Raw genomic sequence first — 25,878 nt, forward strand, 5'->3', positions numbered from 1 at the left:
CGCCGAGCAGTTGTCATTTTATTAAGTACCATGTGCTGCTGTTATCGCTAGTTTTTGTCTTTTTTGCGGTATCTGTGTTTATTTCTGATTCTGATTCTGTTTTATCAGGGGATGATTGGCCGATGTTTCGTTATGATGTGTCTAATTCGGGTTTTACAAACAGTTCTGCTCCTCTATCTATGCCCACAAAACTATGGAGTCATGAAACCGCCTCGAATTTCCCTGTTTTACACAGCCGTGGTTCACCTGTTATAGTAAACGGAGTTAATCTATACGGGCCTGTTTGGTTTAGATGCATATGATGCCTCTACAGGTGAGTTGCTCTGGAGGTCCTATAACGAAGCTACGCTGTATGCATCGCCTGTTGTTGAGAATAACGTTGTTTATACTACAAAAGGCGCTGTTAGTGCCATTACCGGAAAACAAATATGGACTATAAATGGCTACAAATGTTGTGCGGTCGAAGATGGTTACTATTACACAAATTACAACGACCCCTCAGATGATACCTGCCATTTTGCCGCGCTAGATGTAAATACCGGTAAGATTCTCTGGCAAAAAAAGCTCAATGGTCAAGCGTCTTCACCTGCAATTGCAGACGGCAAACTTTTCATCACAGACCTATACTCGCCATCTGTTCTTGCTCTTGATGCATATACCGGCGATACGATCTGGGAGTCTGAAACAACCGTCGAGGTATATCTGCCTCCGGTAGTTTGGGGTGATTTTGTTTACGTTTCGGGTTTAGGTGAGAGTTTTCTATACGGTACTAGGAGTGTTTATTGTATTGAGGCCTCTTCTGGGCGGACGGTGTGGAATCAAACGGTAGAGGGTTTTCCAACTGCACCTGCGGTTGCTTATGGGTGTGTTTATGTGGGGACGGGTGAGGGGTATATGTATGCTTTTGATGCTCTAACAGGGGCAAAAAAGTGGGTTTGTGGTGTTGTCTGTTCTGATGGGGGTATTGAGTTTTCGCCTGTTGTTGCAAGTGGAGCGATTTTTTTTGGTGCCAGTGATGGCCATTTGTATGCTCTTAATGCGACCTCGGGGGTGGAGCTTTGGCGTTATGAGATTGGTCGTTTGGGCTCTTTGTATGCTTCGCTGGCGATAGCTAATGGGTGTATCTACATTGGTTCTTGTAGCAGCAAGCTGATGGCGCTTGGTTTTTCATCTGAAGAGGGGGTCTCGTCAGTTGCAGGATCACCTGTTGATGTGCCATCTAAGGCGGAACTGGCCGGACTATTTTTGTCTGCTGGTACAATTTTGATTGGGTTGGGCTCTTTTGGGTCCTCAAAAACTGGCTAATGGATTTAACTTGAAATTTATGGCTTAGACTTGAAGAATTCAAATTTGTATATCCCTAAAGAATCATTGATGAACCTTCATTTCAGAAGACTTAATTAATAAAAACCTTAACTCTTAAATCATTAAACTGTATCACAAACGAGTAAGGTGTAATTAAATTGGCACAACCAACGTACAAAACAGTTTTCTTTTTCCTAGACACAGACAAATACTGTAGCCCCTTTGATATACTAGTCGCCATAGACGTATTCCCCGACTCCTCTATATTTAAATTCGAAAATGTTACCGGCGAAGACGCACCCAAGATAGTCTTTGACCTCCTCTTCCCCCGTGGACCTGAAGGCGCAAAACACACCAAAATTTTCATCAACGGTAGCAACTTTGAAGAAGTAGAAAAAGTTGTCGCCGCAACCCAGAAAGCCATGAAATCCGCTCCATGGGGAAACAGCATCATTGTTGACCCCCGAGGCGGATACAGCACAGCAGCAGCCGCAGTCGCCAAAACTTTTGGCGCATCCATGGAAAGAGGCTTAGGCACCCTAGAGGGCAAAAAAGTCACAGTCTTAGCAGGCACAGGACCCGTGGGACAAACAGCTGCCCGCATCTACGCCGCAGAAAAAGCAGACGTAACCATAAGTAGCCGTAGCCTAGCTAAGGGCCAAATCATAGCAGACAAAATCAACGCCGAATGCGGTGCACAATGCGTCAAAGTTGTCGAAGTCAGCAAACCTGAACAAACAGCCCAAGCCATCAAAGACGCCGAAATTATTCTTGCCGCAGGTGCAGGAGGCATCCAGCTTCTTAGTGCAGCAGATCTAGCTGGCACAGCCAAAGCCAAAATCGTCGCAGATATCAACGCCATAAACCCCCTAGGTGTGGAAGGTTTAGGTTCAAACGATGATAAAGAGTTCAAACCTGGCGTCTGGGGTATCGGTGCACTATCCATTGGTAAACTAAAAATCAAAACCGAAGTAGAAATGATCAAACGCGCCGTTGCTGAACCACAGGGCCTCTTTGACTACTCAATTGCCTACACAATAGCTAAGGACATAATTCTAAAGAAGCTTGCAAAAACCGCTGCAAAATAAGCGGCTTTTCAACCTTTTTTTCATTTGTTGAGAAGTAAATTTATCTATGTGAACTTACTGGCCTTGTAATCCACAAGTCCTATGAAGGATTTTGAGACTACATGAGTTTACCTGCAAATCACGTTAACAGCACTGCGATTCATACCTTTAGTGACGAATTGGGGCACTTGTTAAACATCAGTTCCTCAACTGCTGAACTTTTGATTGCCGTTTTAGTGTTTGTTATAATTGGTTCTGTTGGCTGGGTCTCATATGCCGTTCTTAGTAAATACATCAATCGCTGGGCCGCAAGAAATGCAACAACCCTCGTTGATGAAATAGCGGCAACCTTCAAGATAGTTATAATGACCTTAATTGGCATTCTAGTTATCCAATTTTCTATAGCGCCGCTTTCATTTCTCGATCCCCACCGCTATATACTAACCATTGTATTTTTAATTATACAAATTCTACTTGCCGCCTATGCGGTTTCAAGAATTGCCACAGTCGTTGTTGATAAATTAGTCGACATGACCGTGCAAAGAGGCGGAAAAAACAATAAACACTCCACCTTTATCTTAAAAAAAGTTATAACAGGCGTCATTTTTATCATTGCCTTTCTGCTAATTCTCAACCTCTTTGATTTCCCCGGAGCATGGGAAACCACACTTGCAAGCGTGGGAATAAGCGGTATCGTCATAGCCTTTGCACTCCAAAGCACCCTAAGCGACCTTTTTAGTGCACTATATATCTACCTTGACCGACCCTTTGAAATCGGTGACTTTATTTTTGTAGGCGACTACAGTGGCACAGTCAAAAATATCGGCATAATAAGCACAAGACTCCAACTCTTACAAGGCGAAGAGCTAGTAATTTCAAACAAAGAACTTACCTCCACATATATACGAAACTTTAGAAAACTACACAAAAGAAGAATAGTCTTCAACCTAGGCGTAAACTACGATACACCCAACGAAAAACTCAAAAAAATACCCTGGATAATCTCAGAAATAATCAACAACATCGAGGGCGCTTCACCCCAATTTGTAAGCTTTAACGAATTCGGAGAATACAGCCTCAAATTCTTCATAAGCTACTTCGTCAACGCACCCGACTACGGTAGCTACCTCGCAGTCCAACAACAAATCAACCTAGCAATAAGAGAAGCCTTTGAACGCGAAGGCATAGAACTAGCCTACCTCAAAAACGTAACTTTCATCAAAAGATAAACCCCAATTCACCGCCACATTCTTCTTAAATTGCGGGCTTATTTCTTATCTTTATTCTTATTTTCATCCTCTACTTCGATTACAAACGCAAGGAGCCGACAAAATCACGTAAACCCCATCTGCGGCAACTAATAATTTCAGTTGGATAGCAATTACTAACCAACTGACTGCCTTCCATAACGACAGCATAAATACTAATGCAAAAAATGGCGTAAAAATAAATGTGGGTTAGATGGCGTTTGTAATGCGATCGCAAGCTTCTTTGATGCGTTCTTTAGGTTGCGTAAAGGTTATTCGTACATAGCCTTCTCCATGTTTACCAAACCCAACTCCGGGTGTAACGGCTACTCCGGCTTCAAGTAGCTTAGTTGTGAATTCCATGGAATTCCCTTTGCAGTTAACCCAGACATAGAAGGTGGCCTTAGGTTTCTCACAACTAAATCCAAGTTTGGTAAGGGTATCAACAAGAAGGTCACGGCGTTCCTGTAGGATCTGGTTGCTTTGACGTAAAAATTCTGGGGGATCACGGCTGGTATAGCTACCCAAGGCTCTGACTGCGGCTTTTTGTGTATACACTGGCGGACCTGAGTCGATTTGAGATTTTACTTTAACTAAGCCTGCAATAAGTTCCTTGTTTCCTACCGCAAAGCCAATGCGGTCACCAGTCATGTTAAAGGTCTTGGATAATGAGTTAAATTCTACTGCAACATCCAAGGCGCCCTCCACTTCTAAAATACTTGGGGCACGATACCCCTCATAGGTAATCTCTGAGTAGGCATTATCATAGCAGAGAATAATGTTGTTTTCTTTGGCAAACTCGACGGCTTCTTTTAGGGTTGTGTGATCAACTATGGCGGCTGTGGGATTGTTGGGGTAGTTGAGAAACATCATTTTAACATTGTGGGTATCAACTGATTTGAAGTATGGTTGATAGTTATTCTCTTCTAATAGCGGCAAAGCAACTGCGGTTCCGTCACAGAGAATGGTGCTGCCATTGGCATAGACTGGGTATGCGGGATCAGGACAAAGCACACAGTCCCCGGGGTTGATAAAAGCTCGAGCAATGTTTGCTATACCCTCCTTGGAGCCCAACAATGCCATAACCTGATCCGATTGGAGATCTACACCAAAGCGGGTCTTATACCAGCCTATAACCGCTTCCCGAAACGCGGGTTCGCCATGGCTAAAACTATAGTTATGATTTTTTTGATCTGCCGCCTCTTTTGCTAACGAATCTGTGATAAATTGCGGCGGGGGTAAATCCGGATCCCCAATAGACAACGAAATAAGATCCATACCCTGCGCTTTTTTGGCTTTCTGAATTTTCTCTATCTCTGCAAAGAGATAGGGCGGTAGTTGTTTGATCCGCTTCGCATACTCAAAAGTCAAATTGGTTCCTCCCTAAACAATTTACCCTCAAAGACCTTCTCAGCAGGGCCCCTCATATAGATGTTGCCCTCTTCACCCTCTGTGATCTGCAGGTCTCCTCCTCTTAGGTGTACAATGACTTTGTCTTGAACTCTGCCAAGTTTTTTAGCTGTTGCAAACGATGCACAAGCCCCCGTACCACAGGCCAAGGTTTCTTTGCATCCCCGTTCCCAAACACGCACACTCATTTCACAACAATTGTGCACCTCAACAAAAGCCGCATTGGTTCGTTGCGGAAAGGCCGGGTGAGTTTCTATCCGTTCTCCAACCAAACCAACCGGAAAGTTCTCTATATCTTCAACAAAACTAACACAGTGCGGATTGCCCATAGACAGTGTAGTCACTTGATAGATCTCCTCACCGACTTGAAGCGTTTGATCTATACAGGTGCCTTCTCCAATCATAGGCACTGATGCTCGTTGCCAGTTGGGCACCCCCATATCGACCTCTACCGCTAGAACTTGACTATCTTTAACTGTGAGCCAAACCGGTTTTATACCTGCCAAGGTCTCAATTCTAAACTCAGCTTTTTTCACAATGGCATTTTCGTAACAGTACTTGCTAAAACAACGAATACCATTACCACACATCTCCGCCTCACTGCCATCGGCATTAAACATCCTCATCTTTACATCAGCAACTTGGGATGGACAAACCAACAAAAGCCCATCTGCTCCAACTGCGAAACGCCTCTCACAGAGTTGTTTAGCCCATCTTTGAGCTTTTTGATCGTTGATTTGTTCTTGGCGGTTGTCAATTACTATGTAGTCATTTCCTAAGCCCTGCATTTTCCAAAACTGCACTAAACCTCACCATGCATCTTTTGGTTGGCTACTAGATCTTTTAGTTGTTCGCGTTCTCTGACCAGTAAGGGTTTACCTCCGCGTATGAGAACCTCCGCTGCTCTTGGACGTGAGTTGTATTGACTGCTCATGCTATATCCATAAGCTCCTGCATTAAGAACCGCTAAGAGATCCCCTTCGTTAATGTCTGGCACCGCATGGTCTTTTGCAAGTAAATCTCCTGATTCACAGATAGGACCTGCTATATCATAGGTTTCTGTACTAGCTGCGGTCAGGTTGTTGGCAACCAGTATGGGGTGGTAGCTACCATACATTGCAGGACGCAATAACGTGTTAAAGCCTGCGTCTACACCTGCAAATTTGCGGTTTGGTGTAACTTTGATGGTGTTTACAGTTGTCAAGAGAACACATGCATCGGCAACCAGATATCGGCCAGGTTCTACAAAAAGAAACGGTTTGCCCAGTCCATATTCTTTGGTTTTGTTTTTAAATAGGTTGACGACTTTGTTGGAGAATTCTTGGACGTCAAACTCTTTTTCTGTAGGCTTGTAGGGAACCCCAAAGCCTCCGCCGATGTCGATGAATTCAAAGTCTATCCCAACCTCTTTGTGCACCCGCTTAGCTATACTTAGTAGCTTCTCCACTGCTTGTATATAGGGTTCGAACTCGAGGATACCTGAGCCTATGTGCATGTGGATGCCAAAACGTTCTACACGGGCGCGTTGGGCGATGGCGTAGGCTTGAATTACCTCTTCTTCCCAGAGGCCAAACTTGGATTCGGGACCTGCAGTGATGCAGTGATCATGGTGGCCTGCGCCGACTTCGGGGTTGACGCGCACGGAGAGAATTTGGGGCACCGAGATTTTGAGCAGACGATCCATCTCTGATTGGGAGTCCACATTTATGGTAATATTGGCATCTGATAGCATCTTTAACTCATCATTTCTCACGTTTGTGCCGGTGAAAAGAATGCGATCGGGTGTGAAGCCGCTACTAAGGGCCAAAAACACCTCGCCTGGGCTGACCGTGTCGAGGTATGCTCCCTGTGACTGCAAGATGCGAAGCACATTTAGGTTTGTATTGGCTTTGGCGGCGTAGTAGATACGCACATACTTGTAGTTGTTAACCAAAGCGCCATAGAGACGGTTATAGTTGTCTTGGATGCGTTTTTCGCTTATAACATAGAGCGGGGTATCGTAAGTTTTGGCTAGATCAACTGTTGAGACGCCATCAAAGTAAAGGTTGCCTTTGCGGTCTTCTAGGGGTTCACGAAGTTTTTTCTTAACCATAAGCTTCACCAATTGTTGATATTTTGTTATTATGCTAATCCTTTTGATACATAGAGTTCTGCGCTTAGAATTCCTCCGCCGGCGGCTCCGCGGACTGTGTTGTGGCTTAGGCACATATACTTAAGTGTCATAATGGGATCTTTGCGTAGTCTGCCAATCACAACGCTTTGCCCTTGTTGTGTGTCTCGATCGTATCGGGGTTGGGGGCGGTTTTTTTCGTGGCGGATAATTATGGGTTGTGTTGGTGCTGAGGGTAGTTTGAGGGTTTGGGGTTCGCCTCTAAAGGTTGTGAATGCGGTTTGGATTTCTTCGAGGGTGGGTTCTTTGGCGAGTTTTACAAAGATCGATTCGAGATGTCCATCACTGACATTGACGCGGTTGCAACTTGCACTGAGCTGGAAATTTGCATAATCGATGGTTGTTCCGTTAAAGTTGCCTAAGATTTTTAGGGCTTCGGTTTCCATTTTTTCTTCTTCGCCTGAGATGTAGGGAATTACGTTATCGATAATATCTAATGATGGTACGCCGGGATAGCCTGCGCCGCTGAGTGCTTGCATGGTTGTTACCATGACTTGTTGGATGCCAAACTGCATAAGGGGTTTTAATGTGATGACCATGCCTATGGTGCTGCAGTTGGGGTCTGTTGTGATAAACCCTTTCCAGTTGCGGTTTTTTTGTTGGACTTTAACTAGTTCAATATGGTCGGGGTTGATTTCGGGGATAATTAGGGGGACGTCTTTGTCCATGCGATGGGCGCTGGCTTTGCTAAATACTGGATAGTGGGCGCCGAATTCGGTTTCTACTGGGCCTGCCAAGTCGCTAGGGAGAGATGTGAAAACTAGGTCAAAGTCGCCTGTTTGTTCTGCGGATTTGACATCTATGTTGGCAACCGGCATCTCGGAGATTTCTTTGGGCATTTCAGTATCCATTAGCCAGGTGGTGGCGTCTTTGAATTTTTTACCTGCGCTTCGTTCAGATGCGGCAAGTACTGAGATCTCAAACCATGGGTGCTCCTGTAGGAGCTGAATGTAGCGTTGCCCTACGGCTCCGGTTGCGCCTAGTATGGCAACTTTGCGTTTATTGGTCATATAATTCTCCCTTAATGTCTCTCTATAATATAGTTGATAAAAAAGTTAACGGCCTTATTTTGTGCTTTAGTTTAATCCTAGTACATCGGCCATGCTGTAAATCTGTGGTTTGGATTGTTGGCTTAGCCACTCAGCGGCATACACTGCTCCTTGAGCAAACACATCGCGGCTAAACGCTGTGTGTTCAATGCGTAGCATTTCGTTGGATCCTGCGATGATGAGGCTGTGGATACCTGCGACGCCTCCTGCACGAAGGGTGGTGACTTCAAGTTCGTTTGGTTGTCGGGGGCTTATGCCTTCTCTGCCTGAAATTGTTTTTGTGTAGCCCCGTACGTCGGTGATGATTTCGCCGAGTTTTTTAGCGGTTCCACTTGGGGCATCAACTTTGCCGATATGGTGAATTTCATTTATGCTAAAATCGTAGCCTTGTGGAAATGCTTTGAGCTGTTCGGCGAGTTTAAAGAGAATATTGATACCCACGCTATAGTTGGGTGAGAATACTGCGGGAACTTTGCCTGCCATGGTTGCTGTGATTTTTTGGTGTTGATCTGGTGTGAAGCCTGTGGTGCCCAAGATTATACGTTTATTGAGAGCTACTGCAGTTGGAATGTTGATCAAGTCGGCGGCGGGGGTGGTGAAGCTGATGAATATATCAGCGTCTTGGAGAGCCGTGTTTATGTCTGTGCAGATTTTTGTCTCAGAGTTGACTCCAAAATCGCATAGAGCTCTGCCTAATGCGGGACAGTTTGGTGCTTCGGTGGCTCCTGTTATTTGGTGTCCTTTGGCGAGGGCTTCAGCAATTATGGCCTGGCCCATTCTGCCTGCGGCGCCTGCAACACAGAGCTTAAGCATAGCTGAGTCCTTCGTGGTATTTGGGGTTGGCGAGGCGCTCGTCTATATCGATGCCGAAGTGGTTGGCGATTGGTTGGAGGATTTGGGGGTTGGCTTTGTGGACTTTGCGTGTGGCTGTTAGGATGACTTCTAGTCCGTTGGGAGTCATTTTGCCCAGAGGTTGGCGGCAGGGGCCGGAGGGCATGCCTAGGATGTTCATCAGGGTTTTGATGGCTAGGGGGTTGCGCGCTTTGCATACGGTTGGTCCGTAGGGTGTTTGTTCGGTGGTTTTTACTGTTATGATGTTGAAGAGGGGTTGGAGTGCTTGGGCGATTATGTTGGCGGCTTCTTGGTTGTCTTCAAGTGAGTATTGTACCATGTCTGTTATTGCGCGGGGGGCGATGTTGGATATGACGGAGATGACGCCGCTTGCTTTGATGGCGGGTGAGGTTATCATGGTGTAGGTTTTGTCGTCGTCGCCGCTTAGAATGTCAAAGTCTGGGCCGCAGAGTTTTCGGGTTAGTTCCATGTTTTGGAGATCGCCTGTGGCTTCTTTGACGCACCGCAGGTTTGGGTATTGGGCGTGGAGTGTGGCGAGATCTTGGGGTAGGAGTTGGGTGCCGGTTCTGCCGGGGATGATGTAGGGTATGATTTGGATTTGGGGGAAGCGGCTGGTGATGGGTTCGATGTATTCACGGCGGATTTCTGTGGAGCTGGGTCCGTTGTAGTAGGGGTCAACAAGAAGCACAGCGTTTGCACCTGCGTTTTGGGCGTGGTGTGTTCCTTCGATGGCTTCTTGGGTGTTGTTGCTGCCGGTGCCTGCAATTGTTGTGCAGCGGGTTTGTGTGTATTGGCATGTTTTTTCTATGACTTTGCTGTGTTCTGTCCAGTCTAGGGTGGGTGATTCGCCGGTTGTGCCAACGGCAAGGATGCCTTGGACGCCGTTTTTTATTTGGAACTCTATTAATTGTTGTAATCCGTCGTAGTCTACTTGACGGTTAGGGGTCATGGGGGTTATTAGTGCGGTATAGCACCCGCTAAATGTTGCCATTTTGATTTCCTTCTGATGAATCTTTAGTAGATTATACAATATTTAAAGTTTACGTTTGCCACATTTTTTTTACGAAAAACGGAAAAAGTTAATGCTTATCAGCTAAACAGCATCCAGCTGTAAACGTTTTACGTACCAAATTGGGCCCAAAGGCACCACACAATACCGCCAGACACCAAAACCAGCAAAACCTAACAAACATGACAAACCACCAAAAATAGTAAGAGGTAGCTGCACTATGCGCTCCCAAAAATTAATTGATCCGTAAACATATCGCGAGGCGGAGCGGCTTTTGCCGCTTATAGCTTGTAACTTTTGGGGCTTTCTGTAAAATTAAATAATTCTTTCTCCTTACTTCTGCACAGAAACACCTAAAGGCAAACAAAACAAATTCGCTTAAAAGCAGATAATTAAAAAGGAAAAATTTGGGTGAATCGTAGAAGAGGCTTGCGGGTTTACCCTTTGCCTTTTTCTTCTTTTCCGAAGTACTGTGTCCACTTGAGTTTGCGTGCGTCGCGTTTGAATGCTAAGCTGCTTTTCTTGCATTTGCTGGAGTCGTACCAAAGGATTGAGCCGTCGTTTTTGACGTACATCATGCCTGTGCCAGCTGGGAAATCAGCACCACAGAACGAACATTTTCTCGGTTTTGGCATGACAATTTTCTCCTGTCAGTTTATCTTGTGATTTTCTTTGCTTCCCGTTCAGTTTCTCGAAGCATCAAGATGTCTTGAACGCGCACGGGTCCTTTAACGTTGCGAGTAATGATTCGACCTTTGTCTCTGCCTTCCATGATGCGGACGCGAACCTGCGTAATTTCGCCGGTTACACCTGTGCGACCGATGATCTGAATAACTTCAGAGGGAGTTAATTCATCGGTTGACTCTTTGCTACTCATGTTACTGAGTGCCTCGTTTAACCTGATCGATGCGTGTCACGATTTCTTTAATTAATCCTGCTGCTTCCCCTTCTCTCATGATGCATGCGGCTGCGCATGGAACGTCAATACCGATGGATTTGCCGAGCTGTTCTTTACTTGGTACAAACACGTATGGAATTTTGCGTTCATCGCAGAGCAATGGTAAGTGTGCAATGACTTCTGGGGGATCAACGTCTTCAGAGATGACAACAAGTTTTGTTTGATTTCGCTCTACCGCTTTGGTAGCTTCGTTGGTTCCTTTCCTAACTGACCCTGATTTTGAAGCAAGCGTTAGGGCTTCATAGGCTGCATCCACGAGTTCTTTTGGGGCTTCATATTTTACATAGAATGGTTTAGTCATATTTCTTAGCCTCACCCTTTTTTAAGGCACACTCTTATCCCCACTTCTTATTTAATAAGCTTTCTACACTAAAGCCGCAGAGCCATCTCTCTACATATAACTAAACCAGTAGTTCCGCTGAGTGTAACTAAACTATTTGATGTGATATTTAAATTCTAAAAACCATAACGAATCAAACGACAAACAACCAATTATTAGTAAGTTACTAATGTTCCAGTTATTAAATTAAACTTAGAATAAATTATCTAACAGTTATTTTTAAAACAATACATGCATTAAAAGAAGGCTTTAAAAACAACTGACAACAGCAGAAAAATTATATTCGTAACAACCGTTTGAACTTCAGAAAAACCTCTTAGTACTCACCTATATTTTTGTCTAGTGGACTTGCGGTTGACATCATTTTCTTAACATCAGAAAAACATTACAATGCCTAAAACATCAGAAAAACAGTATTGATTATAAACTTACATGATATGTTTGCTATCTTTTTGTCCATTAAAAGTTAATTGATTAATAGATAGTACAGCATTTTTGAACTACTATAAACCCAGAAACATTTAAATCCAAAGCTACGGCTACCTACATGTTCTTGAGGGGGCATAACATTTGCAAAAATTAGGTAAAATAACAACAGTATCTCCTTCAGGGAATGCGCTAGTTAAAGTAGAGAACCCTCCAAAAATAGGCTCCGAAGTTGTCGATGAGAACCTACACGTTGTCGGTAAAGTTTTCGATATTATTGGGCCAGTCTCAGCCCCATATATAGTGATTAAACCAACCGTTAGGGAACCCGCCAGGTTAGTCAATAAACCGGTGTATTTACTCCTCTCGAAAACGCAACGGAGCAAACGAGACAAATGAGTAGAGACAGTAACCTGCACATAACCGAAAAAGACTCCACCACAACACAGCCAGAGCTCCCCAAAACACGTGTCTGTCCTGAATGCGGGAGCACCCGACTTATGCACGACTCCGAAGTCTCTGAAATAGTCTGCATGGATTGTGGTGTTGTAGTACAACAAAAACTTGCTGACCACGGACCTGAATGGCGCGCTTTTGATGATGAACAACGCACAAAACGAATCCGTGTCGGCGCACCTCTCACGTATACCATCCACGATAAAGGGCTATCCACAACTATCGATTGGCATGACCGCGATGTTTATGGCAAAAGTCTCTCCCCCGGTCAAAAAGCCCAAGTTTATCGCCTGCGAAAATGGCAACGCCGCATTCGAGTCTCCGATGCAACCGAACGCAACTTGGCTTTTGCGCTCTCTGATCTCACAAAAATCTCCAACAACCTCAACCTGCCAAAAAACATTCTCGAAACTGCCTCGGTTATCTATCGCAGAGCAGTCAAAGAACACCTCATCCGAGGCCGGTCAATCCAGGGCGTCACATCAGCATCCCTTTATCTAGCATGCCGACAATGCGGACTACCCCGAACCATAGATGAAATCTCCAAAGTCTCCACAGTAAGCAAAAAAGAAATCGGACGAAGCTACCGCTTTCTCATACGCGAACTCGACTACTCAATTCCACCCCTAAAACCCAGCCAATACATCACCAAATTCTCCAACAAACTCACCATGCAGGGCAAAGTAGAAGAAATCGCCCACAAAATCATAGGCGCGGTCAAAGAACTCAAACTAACCTCCGGCAGAGGCCCCACAGGCATCGCAGCCGCCGCAAGCTATATCGCCTCAGTACTAACAGGCGAACGCAAAACACAAAGAGAAATCGCCGAAATCGCCCAAGTCACAGAAGTCACAATCCGCAACCGCTACAAAGAACTCGCCGAACGCCTAATGTTCCAAATAAGCATCTGACCCCGCCAATCAAACACATAGAAAAAGAAACTGCCAATTAGACGAATTTGTCAACTATCCTAAAAACAAGGTTGTTGTTTTGTTCCATAACTGGAACACTATGTTCCAAGCGTAGAACTAAAAATACGTTTATCCATTTTAGCACAGGGAACTATATTGAAAGTAACTATATTGAAAATTGTCGCTGTTGCTTCAATAATGCTAACTTTGCTGTTATGTCCTTTTAGCCTATTTATCAAAAATGCAGATGCACAACCCTCAGCTATCACGATATTTCCAGATGGGACTGTTGATGCCTCAAGCGGGATTCAAAAAGACGGCAACACCTATACACTAACAACAGACCTCAAACTGCCTATTGAAGTCCAAAAAGATGGCATCACACTAAACGGAGCAAACCACACCCTCCAAGGGCCGGATATCGACTCAGGCTTGGCCGGCATTACTCTAAAGGCAAGCAATGTAGTGGTCACTAATTTCAACATTAACCGTTGGTCAGCTGGAATATATGGTGCATACAACAATAATACCATAACAGCCAACAAATTTACTGATAATGATCGCGCTATAGCATTGTATGCCACTAATTATGTCATAAGTAAAAACATCATACAGACAAGCACTAGTGGGATCTATATTAAAGATGTATTCACTCCCACAGGAGACACCAACCTCATAATCAACAACCAAATAAGCAACAACTTTTGGGCATTTAACATAATAGACAGCAATGGGACAACAATAACCCAAAACGACGTTATGGACAATGATGTAATACTAACCCTTGGTAGCCGCTCTGGAGTTGCGGGTTATCATTTGATTTATCTTAACAATTTTGTGAACAATCAACAAGCGCTCCATGTTCATCTCCCAGGCCCGTTTGTATCTGGGCTTCCCACGATTTTTCCTGCTGGAAACTGGGACAATGGTAAAATGGGCAATTATTGGCACGACTACACCACAAGATACTCCAATGTATCTGAGATAAGTAATTCAGGCATAGGCGATACAGCATATTTAATCGAATCCGAACCCATACCTTGGAGCCACGGTAATGGAGACGAAGGCATAGCCATTTTAGGCAAAGGAGTCGACCACTATCCACTTATCTCCGACTACAGCATAGCAACTTTACCAGATAATAACTCACCAAATAGTAGTAACTTACCCATTGAATATGTGGCTGCAGTGATACTTGCGGTTGCCCTTTTAATCACAGTGCTGATTACAATAATATACTGAAAAAAACACCGACAAAACTGATGCAAGCAGTCTCTGCTTATGTCTTTCATCTTACCTACATATACCCCTCTATAATTTTGTGGGGTAAGTCAAGTTTTAGATTAGATAATTTTTTATCCAATGGCACCACACTACTTTTGTGCTTGCAGAAAAAGATAAAAAATCCAGCAATCTTAGACTTGCCCGGATTTTGTTGTTCATATTTGCCATCGCATCAGTTATACTTCTTTTCTACTCCTCAACAATACTAAAGGTCATTTCAAACGACGTCTATCTTATCGGCGGCTTTGGTGTAGTGGTAGCCTCAGCAATAATCAACTATGTACTCATCCGCATTTATGGCAAAAGACCCCCCAAACAATTGCCTAACAACACAGATAGCCAATAGCGCGTAGTAGTCCCAACGGCTTTTATGTTTGGGTGCTGTTTAACATCACGTTTTGAGGGATATGATGCATACAAAACAAATTGGAAAAAACCTCTACCAAGTTGAACTCGACACTGGCGGTTTTAAACAACTCATCTGCAGCTATATCATTACCGGCTCAAAACCAATACTTATCGAGTCTGGCCCAACAAACTCAGTACCCAACCTCCTTAGCGCTTTAGAGGAACTAGGCATAGCCCCCCCAGCCATTGAGTATGTTGCAGTGACTCATATCCATCTTGATCATGGCGGCGGCGCAGGCACACTGCTAAAATCTCTGCCAAACGCCAAGGTTATTGTCCACCCGCGTGGCGCACCCCACCTAATCGACCCTGAACGCCTCTGGCCCTCAAGTCAAGCCGTTTTAGGTTATGTTAGCGAAGTCTTCGGTAAACCCGAACCCGTATCCAAAGACCGTGTGATCCCCATAACTGAGGGCGTTTTTGATTTAGGCAACGGCGCTAAACTCACTGTGCTTGAAACATTGGGCCATGCCTCACACAACCTCAGTTTCCAAGAAAACCTCAACAATGGCGTTTTTCCCGGTGATGCCGCAGGTACCTACCTGCCCAAATGCAACACCGTTGTTCCCACAACTCCCCCGCCGTTCTATCTCGAATCAGCATTGGCCTCACTTGACAAACTCATCGCCCTCAACCCCCAAGCACTCTACTTTAGTCACTTCGGACGAGCCGATGATGCAGTTAACCGACTTGAAGCCTACAAAACACAATTACGACTCTGGGCAGACATCGCACAAGCAGGCGTAGAAACAAACCAAAGTCTAGAAACCATTCGAGAAAACATCATCCAAGCAGACCCCGTTATGACCAAAATTATCAACTACATCCAAAACCATCCCATCTACAAAAAAACAGTGCTGGAAAACTGCATCATGGGATTTATCGAATACGCCAAGACCAAACAGCCCAAAACCCAACCATAAACGTTTTAATAATCTGCTTGGGTTTTTGTCATGTCGTGAAGTGTTTTGGGCGAAAATGAAAGCAGACCCGCTCCTGAACGGGTGCCTCTTGAGAAAGTTAACGATTACATGTGGCAAATTCCCAAGTACAAACCCCATATGAAAGTTCCCGCCATGATTTTTGCCAATAAAGCATTACTGGAAAAAATGCAAACTGACCGCACACTTTGGCAATGCGGCAACGTGGCACAACTCCCCGGTATTTACAAACACGCCATCACACTCCCCGATGGACATGAAGGCTACGGCTTCCCAATCGGCGGCGTCGCAGCAACCGACTACACCGACGGAGTCATAAGCCCAGGCGGCGTTGGATATGATATCAACTGCGGCGTTAGACTCCTAACAACCAACATAACCGACACAGAAGTCCGACCCAAACTAACCTCGCTCACCGACACAATCTTTCGCAACGTACCCTCCGGCTTAGGAAGCCGCAGAAGAGACTTTACAATCTCTAATCGCGACCTTGACACACTTGCCGTTGAGGGCGTACAGTGGCTCATTGATCGAGGCTTAGGCTGGAGCGAAGACGCCAAACACTGCGAAGAAAACGGCCATATGCCCAACGCTAACCCTGATAAAGTCAGTCAAACCGCTAAAAACCGCGGTTTAACCCAACTTGGCACCCTAGGTAGCGGCAACCACTTCTTAGAGATCCAAAAAGTAGATAAAATTTTCAACCCCAAAACCGCCAAAACCTTCGGCATCACCCACGAAGGCCAAGTTACCGTTATGATTCACTGCGGTAGCCGCGGATACGGCCACCAAGTCTGCTCCGATTACCTTCGTGTAATGGAACATGCAGTGCAAAAATACAAAATCAGCCTCCCTGACCGCGAACTAGCCTGCGCTCCTGGCAACAGCCAAGAAGCCAAAGACTACGTTGAAGCCATGGCCTGTGCCGTTAACTATGCCTTCTGCAACCGCCAAGCCATAATGCACTGGGTCAGACAGAGCTTCCAACAAGTCTATGGACAGGACCCCGAAAAAATCGGTCTCAAACTTGTCTATGATGTTGCGCACAACATTGCAAAAATGGAAACCCACGATGTTGGGGGCGGTGTACAAAAGAAGGTCTGGGTTCACCGCAAAGGCGCCACCCGCGCGTTCCCTCCAGGACATGAAGCAGTGCCTGAAGATTACCGAAGCGAGGGCCAACCAGTGCTTATCCCCGGAAGCATGGGCACCAGCTCTTGGGTACTTGTGGGCACACAAAAAGCCATGGAGTTAACCTTTGGTTCCACAGCCCATGGCGCCGGACGTACAATGAGCCGTTTTGCCGCCAAACGCCAATTCGGAGGCGCAGAAGTAAAAAGCCGCCTCGAAAAACGCGGCATCGCAGTCCGTGCCGCAAGCCCAACTGTACTTGCAGAAGAAGCAGACCCCGCCTACAAAGACGTAGACATGGTTGCAGAGGTCAGCCACCAAATCGGCATAGCCACCAAAGTTGCCCGCCTCACACCACTAGCAGTCGTTAAGGGCTAACCCCTTTTCTATATTTTTACTCCTAACTTCACTAGATAACTGTACTTCTCAAATTTTCCCCTAAAATTCCGCTTGGCAGGTGTGGAGATAACTAGTATCTGATTGTTTGTACTTCTAGTTTTGGTGATATCATGTGTGGCTAACTTGTTGCGCATAAGTAGTCAAATCGAAGACTTTTGTTAGTGAGCGTGGGGTTTATGAATGTAGATTCTTTGGGTTTGGCAAGTGTTGCCAAGATTCATCGGTGAACGATTGTGATCAATGTCTGATCACTTATCTCAAAATATAGTTACCTCCAAAAAACTAAAATGCGGTATCTTCGTTGCTTACCGATAATTGATAGATATGAACAGGAATTTGCTCTACATTGGTATTATTTTGATTGTTTCTATCTTGTGTGTAGCGGCGATGTTCCAGTTCACTGTTAAGCAAACTGTGGGAAAGCCCATCCGTGTCGCCTGTATCGGAGATAGTATAACCGAATATGGTGGATATCCCAATAAGCTTCAAGCGTTACTTGGTTCCAATTATATTGTTGAAAATTTTGGTGTTAGTGGTGCAACATTAACCACAAATTCAACACTACCATACATCTCTAGACCTCAATTTCAAGATGCTCTAAAGTATCAGCCAGATATTGTAATAATCATGCTGGGAACCAATGAAGCCAGCATAGAAAATATGGGAACTAACACAGATTTGGTGGACCAATATTCCTATTTGATTAACGCTTTTCAGAATCTTCAAGGTACTCAACTGATCTGGATTGCTAAACCGCCACCAATCATTACCAACCCAAACTTTGACTCAGATTACTTAGAGAATATAGTTATTCCCCAAATCTTGACCGTCTCAGACCAATTGAACCTGCCCCTTATCGATATTCCCTATGTTGTTGGTAGTGACATCTATTTCGCAGATGGTGTTCATCCCACCTATGAGGGTTCAACGTTAATAGCGGCAGTAGTGTACAATGCCATAACCCTGCCAGATGGCTCCCCCGACATCACCGCTTTTGGCGAAGGATATATCGGCTAATTATCCCATCCAAAACACGCTGATAATTTAGTAAAAAATAAATCTTAATACACTTATACACTGGTAAGTTGCGGGAACATCAAGCGCGTGAGGAGTCCACACTCCCTGTTGACCTGATTCGGACCGTTGCCCTATTCTTGATTATTCTACTCCATGCCTCTGTAGGCGCAAATGCTGCTATTGATTTTATGTCTCCGCGGGGTGTCGAACTCTGGTGGACTGCAAATGTCTATAATTCTCTCTCACTGGTAGCTGTTCCTTTATTTGTTATGTTGACGGGTGCACTGTTACTTTCACCAAGCAAAACAGATGAACCCCTACGCGTTTTCTTTAAGAAAAGATGGAACCGAATAGGCATACCTGTCATATTTTGGATGATAATTTACTTTCTTTGGCTTTTCTACAGTCAAAACCAGCCCCTGACAACCACCTCACTGTTACAGGGAGTTTTTGCTGGACCCTACAACCATTTCTGGTATATCTATCTGTTGCTTGGGTTATACCTTGCTACACCGTTTATTCGGGTGTTTACTGCTCATGCAAACTGGAAGACGGTGCGATATTTTTTAGTGCTCTGGGTTATCGGCACTTCCATCATATCGCTCTTAACACTATATTCCCCTATAAGCTCTGAGGTTACTTGGTTTAGAAGCACTGTTTTCTTGTTTAGCGGTATAATAGGCTATTATATTTTGGGCAGTTACCTAACCAAAATAAAAATCCGCACCGTTTTTCTCTATCTCGGTTTTGCTCTGAGCAGTGTTTTTACTATACTTGGAACTTACTTTTTGGTAGGCTCACTGGGTGAGGTGTATGGCCAGTTCTTCTATGACGCCTCAAGCATTAGCATCCTTGTTGCATCAGTAAGCTTGATGCTTATTTTTACAACAATACCTAGCCACCTCATCAAAACAAAACATCCAAAAATCAGCCAAGGGCTCAAAATCATAAGCCTCAACACTTTGCCAATCTATCTTTTTCACTACATAATTTTGGAAACCCTTCGCAACGGAATATTAGGCTACAGAATAGATGTAACAACCCTAAATCCAATCCTAGCAATTCCCCTTCTAGCCATTCTAACCCTGGGAATCTGCTTAGCCATCATCATCCCACTTAAAAAAATCCCCTATGTAAACCGCATCATAGGCTAAAACCAAAAATAAGCAAGTTTATGCCTCAGTACTTGCATGCTACGCTATAGCTTTCTTGTTATCATGACGTAAAATACGCTGACTTGACACAGTGTTGGACGACTCGCTAAAGGGAAACCATAGAGTTGGGTGACAAGGCTCTTTTTAGTCTGGGTGGTCCTTTTTGTTCTACTAACAACACGTTTGAACAGAAAGAACCGCCACCTTATATGTGTCCAGTCTTTCTGATTTGAGCTGTTGATTGATTTTGATTGTCTATTAAGAAGAAGGCGAACAAATTGTTGTTTGTTTAGCTGTTTTTCTTAGTTTAATACATTGGGCATACAGGTCAAAATTACAATCAACAAGTTCAAAGCCATATTCCAAAAAAACTTTTTCAATTTCTTTAGGTGTCCCAAAATGCCCTGCTATCTTATGTATACGTAGGGCTAAATTCAACGGTTTTCTAACGATCCATGGGAAACGTGGGTCTGCAATGTATAGATGTCCTCCTGGCTTTATGATTCTTGATGCTTCCTTTGCAAATCCTTGTTTATCTGCAAAATGATGATAAGACATGCAAGAAGTTACAATATCAAACTGATTATCTTCAAAAGGGGTTTTTATACAGTCTGAAACAAAGATATTCATTTCCGGACACTTTGTTTTTGCCTCCAGAATCATGTTCTCTTCAACATCAATTCCATACCCGTTTATGTCTGTAAGGGCGCTTAAATTTTTAAGAATTGTACCCGTCCCACAACCTACATCTAAAATAGTTGCACCTTGATGTGGATTAATTTGTTTCAGCAGTAACTTGTAAAACTTTTTTGATGCTTTACCCCCAAATCCTTCATCATAAGTTGAGGCCATTTTATCAAATTTGAAATCCTTATAGTCCTTCATGTTTCCAATACCCCATCTGCTGATGTGTTAATACAAACGTACCGTTACATATACATAAAATTTTATGTTTATTGCTTTTATGAAGGGCTGTAACAATGTTGCGTTATTGTTCATAAGCGTTTAACTATGCTGGGTACATACACATCGTGTATATTGGTTTTTTACTCGGTGACTTTGGATATTCTGTTCTTTTGTTTTGTTATGGCGATTTAGGCTCTGCTTTTTCCAAGCCGCAGTTAACGTTCTTAGTGTTTTATAGCTCTGGTGCCCTTTAGATTTCGTAGTGTGTCGATCTTGCGTTGTACAACCGGTTCCCAAAACGCTGTTCCGCACAATTATTAGTCGATTCCAACCCACACAAACACAAACCTAAACCAACATAGCCATTGCTAACCTTTACAATGAACTGGTTGTTATTGGGGTTTGGATTTGGGTTTGGTTGTTTTGGGGGTTGCTGTTTTTTTGTAGAGTGTCGTGCATAGGTTGCAGATATGGGGCGTAATGTTTTCTGGGTTGGTTTTTTTGTCGGCTATTTTTTTGGCGGTGTCTATGGCTAAGGTTCGGATTTGGGGTAGGAATTCTTCTATTTGTTTGGTGTTTTTATAGGCGCGTTTTGAGTTGAGGTATTGGCTGATGGCAGCTTGGGTGGTTCCGAGTTTTTTGGCGGTTTCAGTTTGAGAAAGGTGATGGGTTTGGACGAGTTCTTTTGCTAGCATGGAGCGGAAAATGGGCAGTATGTATTTGGCGATTATTTCGCATTGAGTGCTCATAAGTATCCCCTCAGTATAACCTGATTATATTTATTAGATGTTTTATTTCTTCTCTGTTTTGCCGCTCCGTAACTGTTTTAAGGTGTGAACGCTACCATTCCATACCAGCGTTATGTAGAGTGTGGAAAATGACCATAAACAATAACGTATTAGATCTAATAGGTAAAACTCCATTAGTACGCCTAAACAAACTCACCAAAGGTATAAACGCCACAGTCGTGGGTAAACTCGAATCCCGCAACCCTGGCGGCAGCATAAAAGACCGCATCTGCAAAAACATGATCGAAGCCGCTGAAATCCAAGGCCTAATCAGACCCGGCGCAACAATCATCGAACCAACCTCTGGCAACACCGGCATCGGCCTTGCTATGGTTGCCGCCGTCAAAGGCTACAAACTTATCCTAACCATGCCTGAGACCATGAGTCTAGAACGCCGCAATCTTCTCAAAGCATACGGTGCACAACTCGTACTCACCCCGGGATCCGCCGGTATGAGTGGAGCCATCAAAAAAGCTGAAGAACTAGCCGCCTCCACCCCTGGAAGCTTTATCCCCCAACAATTCAAAAACACCGCAAACTCTAATGCTCACTACCAAACAACCGGCCCCGAAATCTGGAAAGACACCGACGGAGACGTCGACATCGTCATCGCAGGTGTTGGCACAGGCGGAACCATAACCGGCATAGCACAATACCTCAAAGACAAAAAACCCACCCTCCAAGCCATAGCCGTGGAACCCGCTGCCTCACCCGTACTTAGCGGTGGAAAAGGCGGACCCCACAAAATCCAGGGTATAGGCGCAGGCTTTAAACCCGACATTCTCAAACTCGACTTAGTTGATGAAATCATCCAAGTAACCGATGACAACGCCCTAAAAACCGCTCGTGCATTAGCCCAACAAGAGGGTCTGCTAGTGGGGATCTCTTCAGGAGCTGCAACATGGGCCGCCCTCGAAGTTGCCAAACGCCCCCAAAACAAGGGCAAACTTGTACTAGTTATCCTGCCCGACACAGGTGAGCGCTACCTAAGCACCGCACTATTCCAACAATAATACCCAAACGCGTCTTTGCTTCTTTTTTAAGCAGACGCTTCTCTTATATTCCCCTCTCACCAATACAAAGCAAAGGGAAGAACACAGACATGTCTACAAATCCATCCCGATCCATAGACTGCAAGAAATGTCTAGAACAGAACAAAGATGTTGATTGCTGGAATCCCGATCGTATGATTGACACATTGATGCATACCAACCATACGGTGGAGCAGGACTGGGTCGCAAGGGGTCTGCCAAAACTGGTAGATGATTTGGCGGCTAGTTACGAAAAATTTGGCGGCATGGATCACCTTGAAGGACGCGATTTACCTAACAAAAAAATCGTTATCGAGGTTTTAGAAGATTTATTCTCCGTTCTCTTCCCTGGATATCTGGGTGATTCCGAACCCTCTAAAGCCAATGTAAACTATTATTTAGGCATAAAATTAACCTCCATTTATGCCCGAATTACTGATGAGATTGAGAAGAGCCTCAAATATATCTGCAGAAAAATCAGTCAATGTCCCCACGATCTCTGCCAGAAACGGGCCCATGTGGTCGCTCGAGAGTTACTTGAAAAGCTACCCGAAATTCGTGGTAAACTCAGCGGGGACATCCAGGCCGCATACAGCGGTGACCCAGCGGCTGTGAGCACCGATGAAGTCATCTTGAGTTACCCCTGTGTTTTAGCCATTACCACTTATCGCATAGCCCATGAACTATACCTAAGCGGGGTCCCCCTAATTCCCCGAATCATGAGCGAGCACATGCACAGCTTAACCGGGGTTGACATTCATCCCGGAGCAAAAATCGGCCGAAACTTTTTCATCGACCATGGTACCGGAGTTGTTATAGGCGAAACCGCCGAAATCGGCGACAATGTCAAACTCTATCAGGGTGTAACGCTTGGTGCTTTGAGTTTTCCCAAAGATGAGGCAGGTAACATAATCAAAGGCCGCAAACGCCATCCAACCATCGGCAACAACGTAATTATCTACAGCGGTGCAACCCTTCTGGGCGCAGAAACAGTGGTGGGCGACAACGTAGTCATCGGCGGCAACATATGGTTAACCGGTCCAGTAGCCTCCGGCATAAAAATAACCCTCGCTGCACCCGAGCAAAAATACCGAATAGAACCCCGCCACCCAGCAAAACCAAACCCCTAACCATCCGCAACCACGCTATACACGACCCTTGGCTCATGTGATGGCTATTGGTTTAACGGTAAAATATACTGTTAATTGTGGATAATAAAAAATGGCAAAAAAGAGAAGGTGTTAATCTTCTCTCCACTTGAACAGTTTTACTGCTAAGACAAAGATAACCAGTGTTATAATCCCTAGAATTGCTATGTCAAACATGGCTGCGGGAATGTTGTTGTAGACCATGACGTTGTTTAATCCCTCGGTAACGTAGAAGAGCGGTAGCACATGGGCGATGGTTTGCAGGTAGGAGGGCATGATGCTAAGCGGGAAAAAGGTGCCTGCTAGAAACATCATGGGGAACGTTATGATGTTACCGATAACTCCTGCAGTCTCGGGGCTCTTGGTTACAGAACCTACTAGCATACCCAGTGATGCAAAGAGTATAGGACCCAATACTAGGAAGGGTATGAGCCATAGCGAGAATGTGATGTGTGCATTAAAGATAAGGATGCCTACTCCGCTCATTAGCAGAAAACCGGCGGCGCTTAGCAGGATGTAGAAGAGTACTTTGGAGATAAGCCATTCCATTTTGGTTAGCGGGGTGAGTGAGAGTTGTTTGAAGAGTTTATTTTTTTTGTAGTCGCTAGATATGTTGACTAGTGAGAACATGGGGCTTGTGAGGATAGAGAAGCCGATTAAGCCGGGGATCAAAAAGTCCACATAGTTGGTTTGTTGGGTGTTGATGGTTGTTGTGGTTAGGCCTATGACGGTGGTGCCGTTGAAGCGTTGGAGGTTGAAGTGACTCACATATCCGCTGACTGTACCGCTAACTATACCACTTGTGCTTGAGGCTGGATTGCCATAGACTGTGATGTTGACTTGATTCCCTTCTATGTATTGTGCTGAGAAATCAGGCGGGATCAATATGCCATCTGATGCGGATTTAGCTGCTAAAAAGTCCGCAAAATTTTCTGAACTATCCACTGTTATGACTCTTATGGTACTGGATTGATTTAGGGCGCTAAGAAAACTGTTGCCTATGTTTTGCCCAAACACCCCGTTATCTTGGTTTTGAGCATAAACATCGACAGTTTCGGCTCCACCGCCAGCAAAGATGGCTCCGAAAATCAAAATCAATACTACAGGGAAAATTAAACCGAAAAATAATCCGAATTTATTTCTAAGGTATCCTACGCTAAATACTCTAAAGTCTGCGTAGATACGTCTTGCGCTTACCATATTTATCGTCTCTGTTTTTTGTCTGTTTGATTTTTTGGTGTTGTTTCTTGTTGTTCCTCGAGGGGTTCTTGGACGAGTTTAATGAACACATCATCGAGGCTGTCTTGGCGGGTTTGAATGTTACCCCACTCCATGCCTGATTGCTCAGCGGCAGCCAACGCTGCTAGTGCATCGATTTTCTTTTTGAGTAAAACTGTGATTATGCCTCTTGCTTGGTCATATTCTACCTGCATCTCTTCAGTGTTTGCTTTGATATAGTCTGCAAGTTTTTGGGTGCCCTGAATTTCTAAGCGTTCTCCTGAGCCATGTTGTTGGATGATTTCTTGGGTTGTGCCGATAGCAACGATGTGTCCGTGGTCCATGATAGCTACGTGGTCTGAGAGTTGTTGGGCTTCGTCGAGGTAGTGGGTTGTTAAGATGATAGTTTTGCCTTTTGCTTTTAGTCCTCGGATGACTTCCCAGATGGCTCGGCGTGCGTTGGGGTCTAGGCCTGTGGTGGGTTCGTCGAGAAAGAGCAGTTCTGGTTGGTTTACAAGTGAGAGGGCTAAGCCTGTTTTTTGTTTTTGGCCGCCGCTTAGGCTTTCAAAGGGATGTTTAGCCATATCTTCGAGGAGCACATCTTGTAGAATAGCGTCAGTATCTACTTTAACGTGGAAGAGATCGGCATAGTAGTTTATGGCTTCTTTGGGTGTGGTTTTCTCAAAGAAGGTAAAGTTTTGAGGGATGACGCCGATTTTTTTGTGTAGTTCATATCCATTTTTCCAGGGGTCGAGTCCTAAAATTTTGACGTCTCCGCTGTCTCTTTCGCGCAGGCCCTCCATGATTTCGATGCTGGTGGTTTTTCCTGCACCGTTTGGTCCCAGCAGTCCAAAAACTTCTCCTTCTTTGACTGTGAAGGAGATGCCGTCTACGGCTTTGAGGCTACCGTAGTATTTTTTTAGTCCGGATACTTCAATCGGTAACATTTAGCGATTCTTCCTAATTACTATGGTATAATTTTGTTGCTCACTGTTTCTCCATGGGGTAAAAAATATAGCTTTCGGCTAAAGAAACAAAAACGATGCATATGGCTTGCTTTAGTTTGTTGGGGTTGATTCTTTGAGGATTTTGCGCTTAGAGTTATTGTTGAGGTTATTTATAAAAAAATTTGTCTTGTCCCAAAATAATTTCCCCCCCACCTTTGAGGTATCTTACAACTCACCATTTCACCATCTAAACTGTCTAGCAGCTATACCCAGCCACACCTCAGGCCACAAACGGCTGACAAACGC

The 25,878-nt window shown here is 44.5% G+C and carries 26 protein-coding genes; 13 read left to right on the top strand and 13 right to left on the bottom strand.

What is annotated here, in order from left to right:
* Positions 1-279: 279 nt before the first annotated feature.
* The 3 genes from FWF39_RS00460 (at position 280) to FWF39_RS00470 (ending at position 3,601) form a co-directional block, all read left to right on the top strand.
* The gene (locus tag FWF39_RS00460) at positions 280-1,305 is read left to right on the top strand and encodes a PQQ-binding-like beta-propeller repeat protein (protein ID WP_343381488.1); all 1,026 of its coding nucleotides are present in this window, start codon (positions 280-282) and stop codon (positions 1,303-1,305) included.
* 158 nt (positions 1,306-1,463) lie between these two features.
* Positions 1,464-2,393 carry a methylene-tetrahydromethanopterin dehydrogenase N-terminal domain-containing protein gene (locus FWF39_RS00465; RefSeq protein WP_343381462.1) on the top strand — a complete coding sequence of 310 codons (930 nt, stop codon included), beginning with the start codon at positions 1,464-1,466 and terminating at the stop codon, positions 2,391-2,393.
* A 101-nt stretch (positions 2,394-2,494) separates the two neighbouring features.
* Entirely contained in the window at positions 2,495-3,601 is a 1,107-nt protein-coding gene (locus FWF39_RS00470; RefSeq protein WP_343381463.1) for a mechanosensitive ion channel family protein, read from the top strand.
* A 228-nt stretch (positions 3,602-3,829) separates the two neighbouring features.
* Here the strand turns inward: FWF39_RS00470 and FWF39_RS00475 are convergent, their stop codons facing one another.
* The 9 genes from FWF39_RS00475 to rpl7ae all read right to left on the bottom strand — a co-directional run bounded on the left by FWF39_RS00475 (position 3,830) and on the right by rpl7ae (position 11,368).
* Entirely contained in the window at positions 3,830-4,990 is a 1,161-nt protein-coding gene (locus FWF39_RS00475; protein ID WP_343381464.1) for an aminotransferase class I/II-fold pyridoxal phosphate-dependent enzyme, read from the bottom strand.
* Positions 4,987-5,832, bottom strand: a complete 846-nt coding sequence (dapF, locus tag FWF39_RS00480; RefSeq protein WP_343381465.1) for a diaminopimelate epimerase — start codon at positions 5,830-5,832, stop codon at positions 4,987-4,989. The genes FWF39_RS00475 and dapF overlap by 4 nt, the downstream gene beginning before the upstream one ends.
* Positions 5,832-7,121 carry a diaminopimelate decarboxylase gene (gene lysA, locus FWF39_RS00485; protein ID WP_343381466.1) on the bottom strand — a complete coding sequence of 430 codons (1,290 nt, stop codon included), beginning with the start codon at positions 7,119-7,121 and terminating at the stop codon, positions 5,832-5,834. Before lysA ends, dapF begins: the two co-directional genes overlap by 1 nt.
* A gap of 29 nt (positions 7,122-7,150) precedes the next feature.
* Positions 7,151-8,209: an aspartate-semialdehyde dehydrogenase gene (gene asd, locus FWF39_RS00490; RefSeq protein WP_343381467.1), complete on the bottom strand. Its 1,059-nt coding sequence runs from the start codon at positions 8,207-8,209 to the stop codon at positions 7,151-7,153.
* A 66-nt stretch (positions 8,210-8,275) separates the two neighbouring features.
* Positions 8,276-9,061, bottom strand: a complete 786-nt coding sequence (gene dapB, locus FWF39_RS00495; RefSeq protein ID WP_343381468.1) for a 4-hydroxy-tetrahydrodipicolinate reductase — start codon at positions 9,059-9,061, stop codon at positions 8,276-8,278.
* Positions 9,054-10,091 (bottom strand): 4-hydroxy-tetrahydrodipicolinate synthase, encoded by a 1,038-nt coding sequence (gene dapA / locus FWF39_RS00500; RefSeq protein WP_343381469.1) that lies wholly within the window; start codon positions 10,089-10,091, stop codon positions 9,054-9,056. The genes dapB and dapA overlap by 8 nt, the downstream gene beginning before the upstream one ends.
* A 455-nt stretch (positions 10,092-10,546) precedes the next feature.
* Complete coding sequence (locus tag FWF39_RS00505; RefSeq protein ID WP_343379599.1) at positions 10,547-10,744, bottom strand: 50S ribosomal protein L24e; 198 nt, start codon at positions 10,742-10,744, stop codon at positions 10,547-10,549.
* 20 nt (positions 10,745-10,764) lie between these two features.
* Positions 10,765-10,986, bottom strand: a complete 222-nt coding sequence (locus FWF39_RS00510; protein WP_343381470.1) for a 30S ribosomal protein S28e — start codon at positions 10,984-10,986, stop codon at positions 10,765-10,767.
* Position 10,987: 1 nt separating this feature from the next.
* A complete protein-coding gene (gene rpl7ae, locus FWF39_RS00515) occupies positions 10,988-11,368 on the bottom strand; it encodes a 50S ribosomal protein L7Ae (protein ID WP_343381471.1) in 381 nt (126 codons plus the stop codon).
* Positions 11,369-11,977: 609 nt separating this feature from the next.
* On the opposite strand from rpl7ae, the gene FWF39_RS00520 reads away from it, so the two are divergent.
* The 8 genes from FWF39_RS00520 to FWF39_RS00555 all read left to right on the top strand — a co-directional run bounded on the left by FWF39_RS00520 (position 11,978) and on the right by FWF39_RS00555 (position 19,534).
* Entirely contained in the window at positions 11,978-12,232 is a 255-nt protein-coding gene (locus tag FWF39_RS00520; RefSeq protein WP_343381472.1) for a Gar1/Naf1 family protein, read from the top strand.
* Positions 12,229-13,200, top strand: coding sequence for a transcription initiation factor IIB (locus FWF39_RS00525; RefSeq protein WP_343381473.1), 972 nt, complete (start codon positions 12,229-12,231; stop codon positions 13,198-13,200). Before FWF39_RS00520 ends, FWF39_RS00525 begins: the two co-directional genes overlap by 4 nt.
* A gap of 156 nt (positions 13,201-13,356) precedes the next feature.
* The gene (locus FWF39_RS00530; protein ID WP_343381474.1) at positions 13,357-14,442 is read left to right on the top strand and encodes a NosD domain-containing protein; all 1,086 of its coding nucleotides are present in this window, start codon (positions 13,357-13,359) and stop codon (positions 14,440-14,442) included.
* 190 nt (positions 14,443-14,632) lie between these two features.
* Complete coding sequence (locus FWF39_RS00535; RefSeq protein ID WP_343381475.1) at positions 14,633-14,830, top strand: hypothetical protein; 198 nt, start codon at positions 14,633-14,635, stop codon at positions 14,828-14,830.
* Positions 14,831-14,891: 61 nt separating this feature from the next.
* Entirely contained in the window at positions 14,892-15,815 is a 924-nt protein-coding gene (locus FWF39_RS00540; protein ID WP_343381476.1) for an MBL fold metallo-hydrolase, read from the top strand.
* Between the two features lie 108 nt (positions 15,816-15,923).
* The gene (locus FWF39_RS00545) at positions 15,924-17,342 is read left to right on the top strand and encodes an RtcB family protein (RefSeq protein ID WP_343381489.1); all 1,419 of its coding nucleotides are present in this window, start codon (positions 15,924-15,926) and stop codon (positions 17,340-17,342) included.
* Positions 17,343-17,687: 345 nt separating this feature from the next.
* Positions 17,688-18,380 (top strand): GDSL-type esterase/lipase family protein, encoded by a 693-nt coding sequence (locus tag FWF39_RS00550; RefSeq protein ID WP_343381477.1) that lies wholly within the window; start codon positions 17,688-17,690, stop codon positions 18,378-18,380.
* A gap of 68 nt (positions 18,381-18,448) precedes the next feature.
* Positions 18,449-19,534 carry an acyltransferase family protein gene (locus FWF39_RS00555; protein WP_343381478.1) on the top strand — a complete coding sequence of 362 codons (1,086 nt, stop codon included), beginning with the start codon at positions 18,449-18,451 and terminating at the stop codon, positions 19,532-19,534.
* 258 nt (positions 19,535-19,792) lie between these two features.
* Here FWF39_RS00555 and FWF39_RS00560 read toward each other — a convergent pair whose 3' ends face one another.
* Positions 19,793-20,419: a class I SAM-dependent methyltransferase gene (locus FWF39_RS00560; RefSeq protein ID WP_343381479.1), complete on the bottom strand. Its 627-nt coding sequence runs from the start codon at positions 20,417-20,419 to the stop codon at positions 19,793-19,795.
* Between the two features lie 413 nt (positions 20,420-20,832).
* Positions 20,833-21,189, bottom strand: a complete 357-nt coding sequence (locus FWF39_RS00565; protein WP_343381480.1) for a helix-turn-helix domain-containing protein — start codon at positions 21,187-21,189, stop codon at positions 20,833-20,835.
* A gap of 128 nt (positions 21,190-21,317) precedes the next feature.
* Between FWF39_RS00565 and cysK the strand changes: the two genes are divergently transcribed.
* Entirely contained in the window at positions 21,318-22,241 is a 924-nt protein-coding gene (cysK, locus tag FWF39_RS00570) for a cysteine synthase A (RefSeq protein WP_343381481.1), read from the top strand.
* Positions 22,242-22,330: 89 nt separating this feature from the next.
* Complete coding sequence (locus tag FWF39_RS00575) at positions 22,331-23,389, top strand: serine acetyltransferase (RefSeq protein ID WP_343381482.1); 1,059 nt, start codon at positions 22,331-22,333, stop codon at positions 23,387-23,389.
* Positions 23,390-23,500: 111 nt separating this feature from the next.
* Here FWF39_RS00575 and FWF39_RS00580 read toward each other — a convergent pair whose 3' ends face one another.
* Both FWF39_RS00580 and FWF39_RS00585 read right to left on the bottom strand, forming a co-directional pair.
* On the bottom strand, positions 23,501-24,607 hold the full coding sequence (locus FWF39_RS00580) for an ABC transporter permease (protein WP_343381483.1): 1,107 nt from the start codon (positions 24,605-24,607) through the stop codon (positions 23,501-23,503).
* Between the two features lie 2 nt (positions 24,608-24,609).
* On the bottom strand, positions 24,610-25,572 hold the full coding sequence (locus FWF39_RS00585) for an ABC transporter ATP-binding protein (RefSeq protein ID WP_343381484.1): 963 nt from the start codon (positions 25,570-25,572) through the stop codon (positions 24,610-24,612).
* Positions 25,573-25,878: the final 306 nt, after the last annotated feature.

Origin of the sequence: Candidatus Bathycorpusculum sp., from assembly GCF_009778815.1 — an archaeon.
Classification (GTDB): Archaea; Thermoproteota; Bathyarchaeia; order Bathyarchaeales; family Bathycorpusculaceae; genus Bathycorpusculum; species Bathycorpusculum hydrogenotrophicum.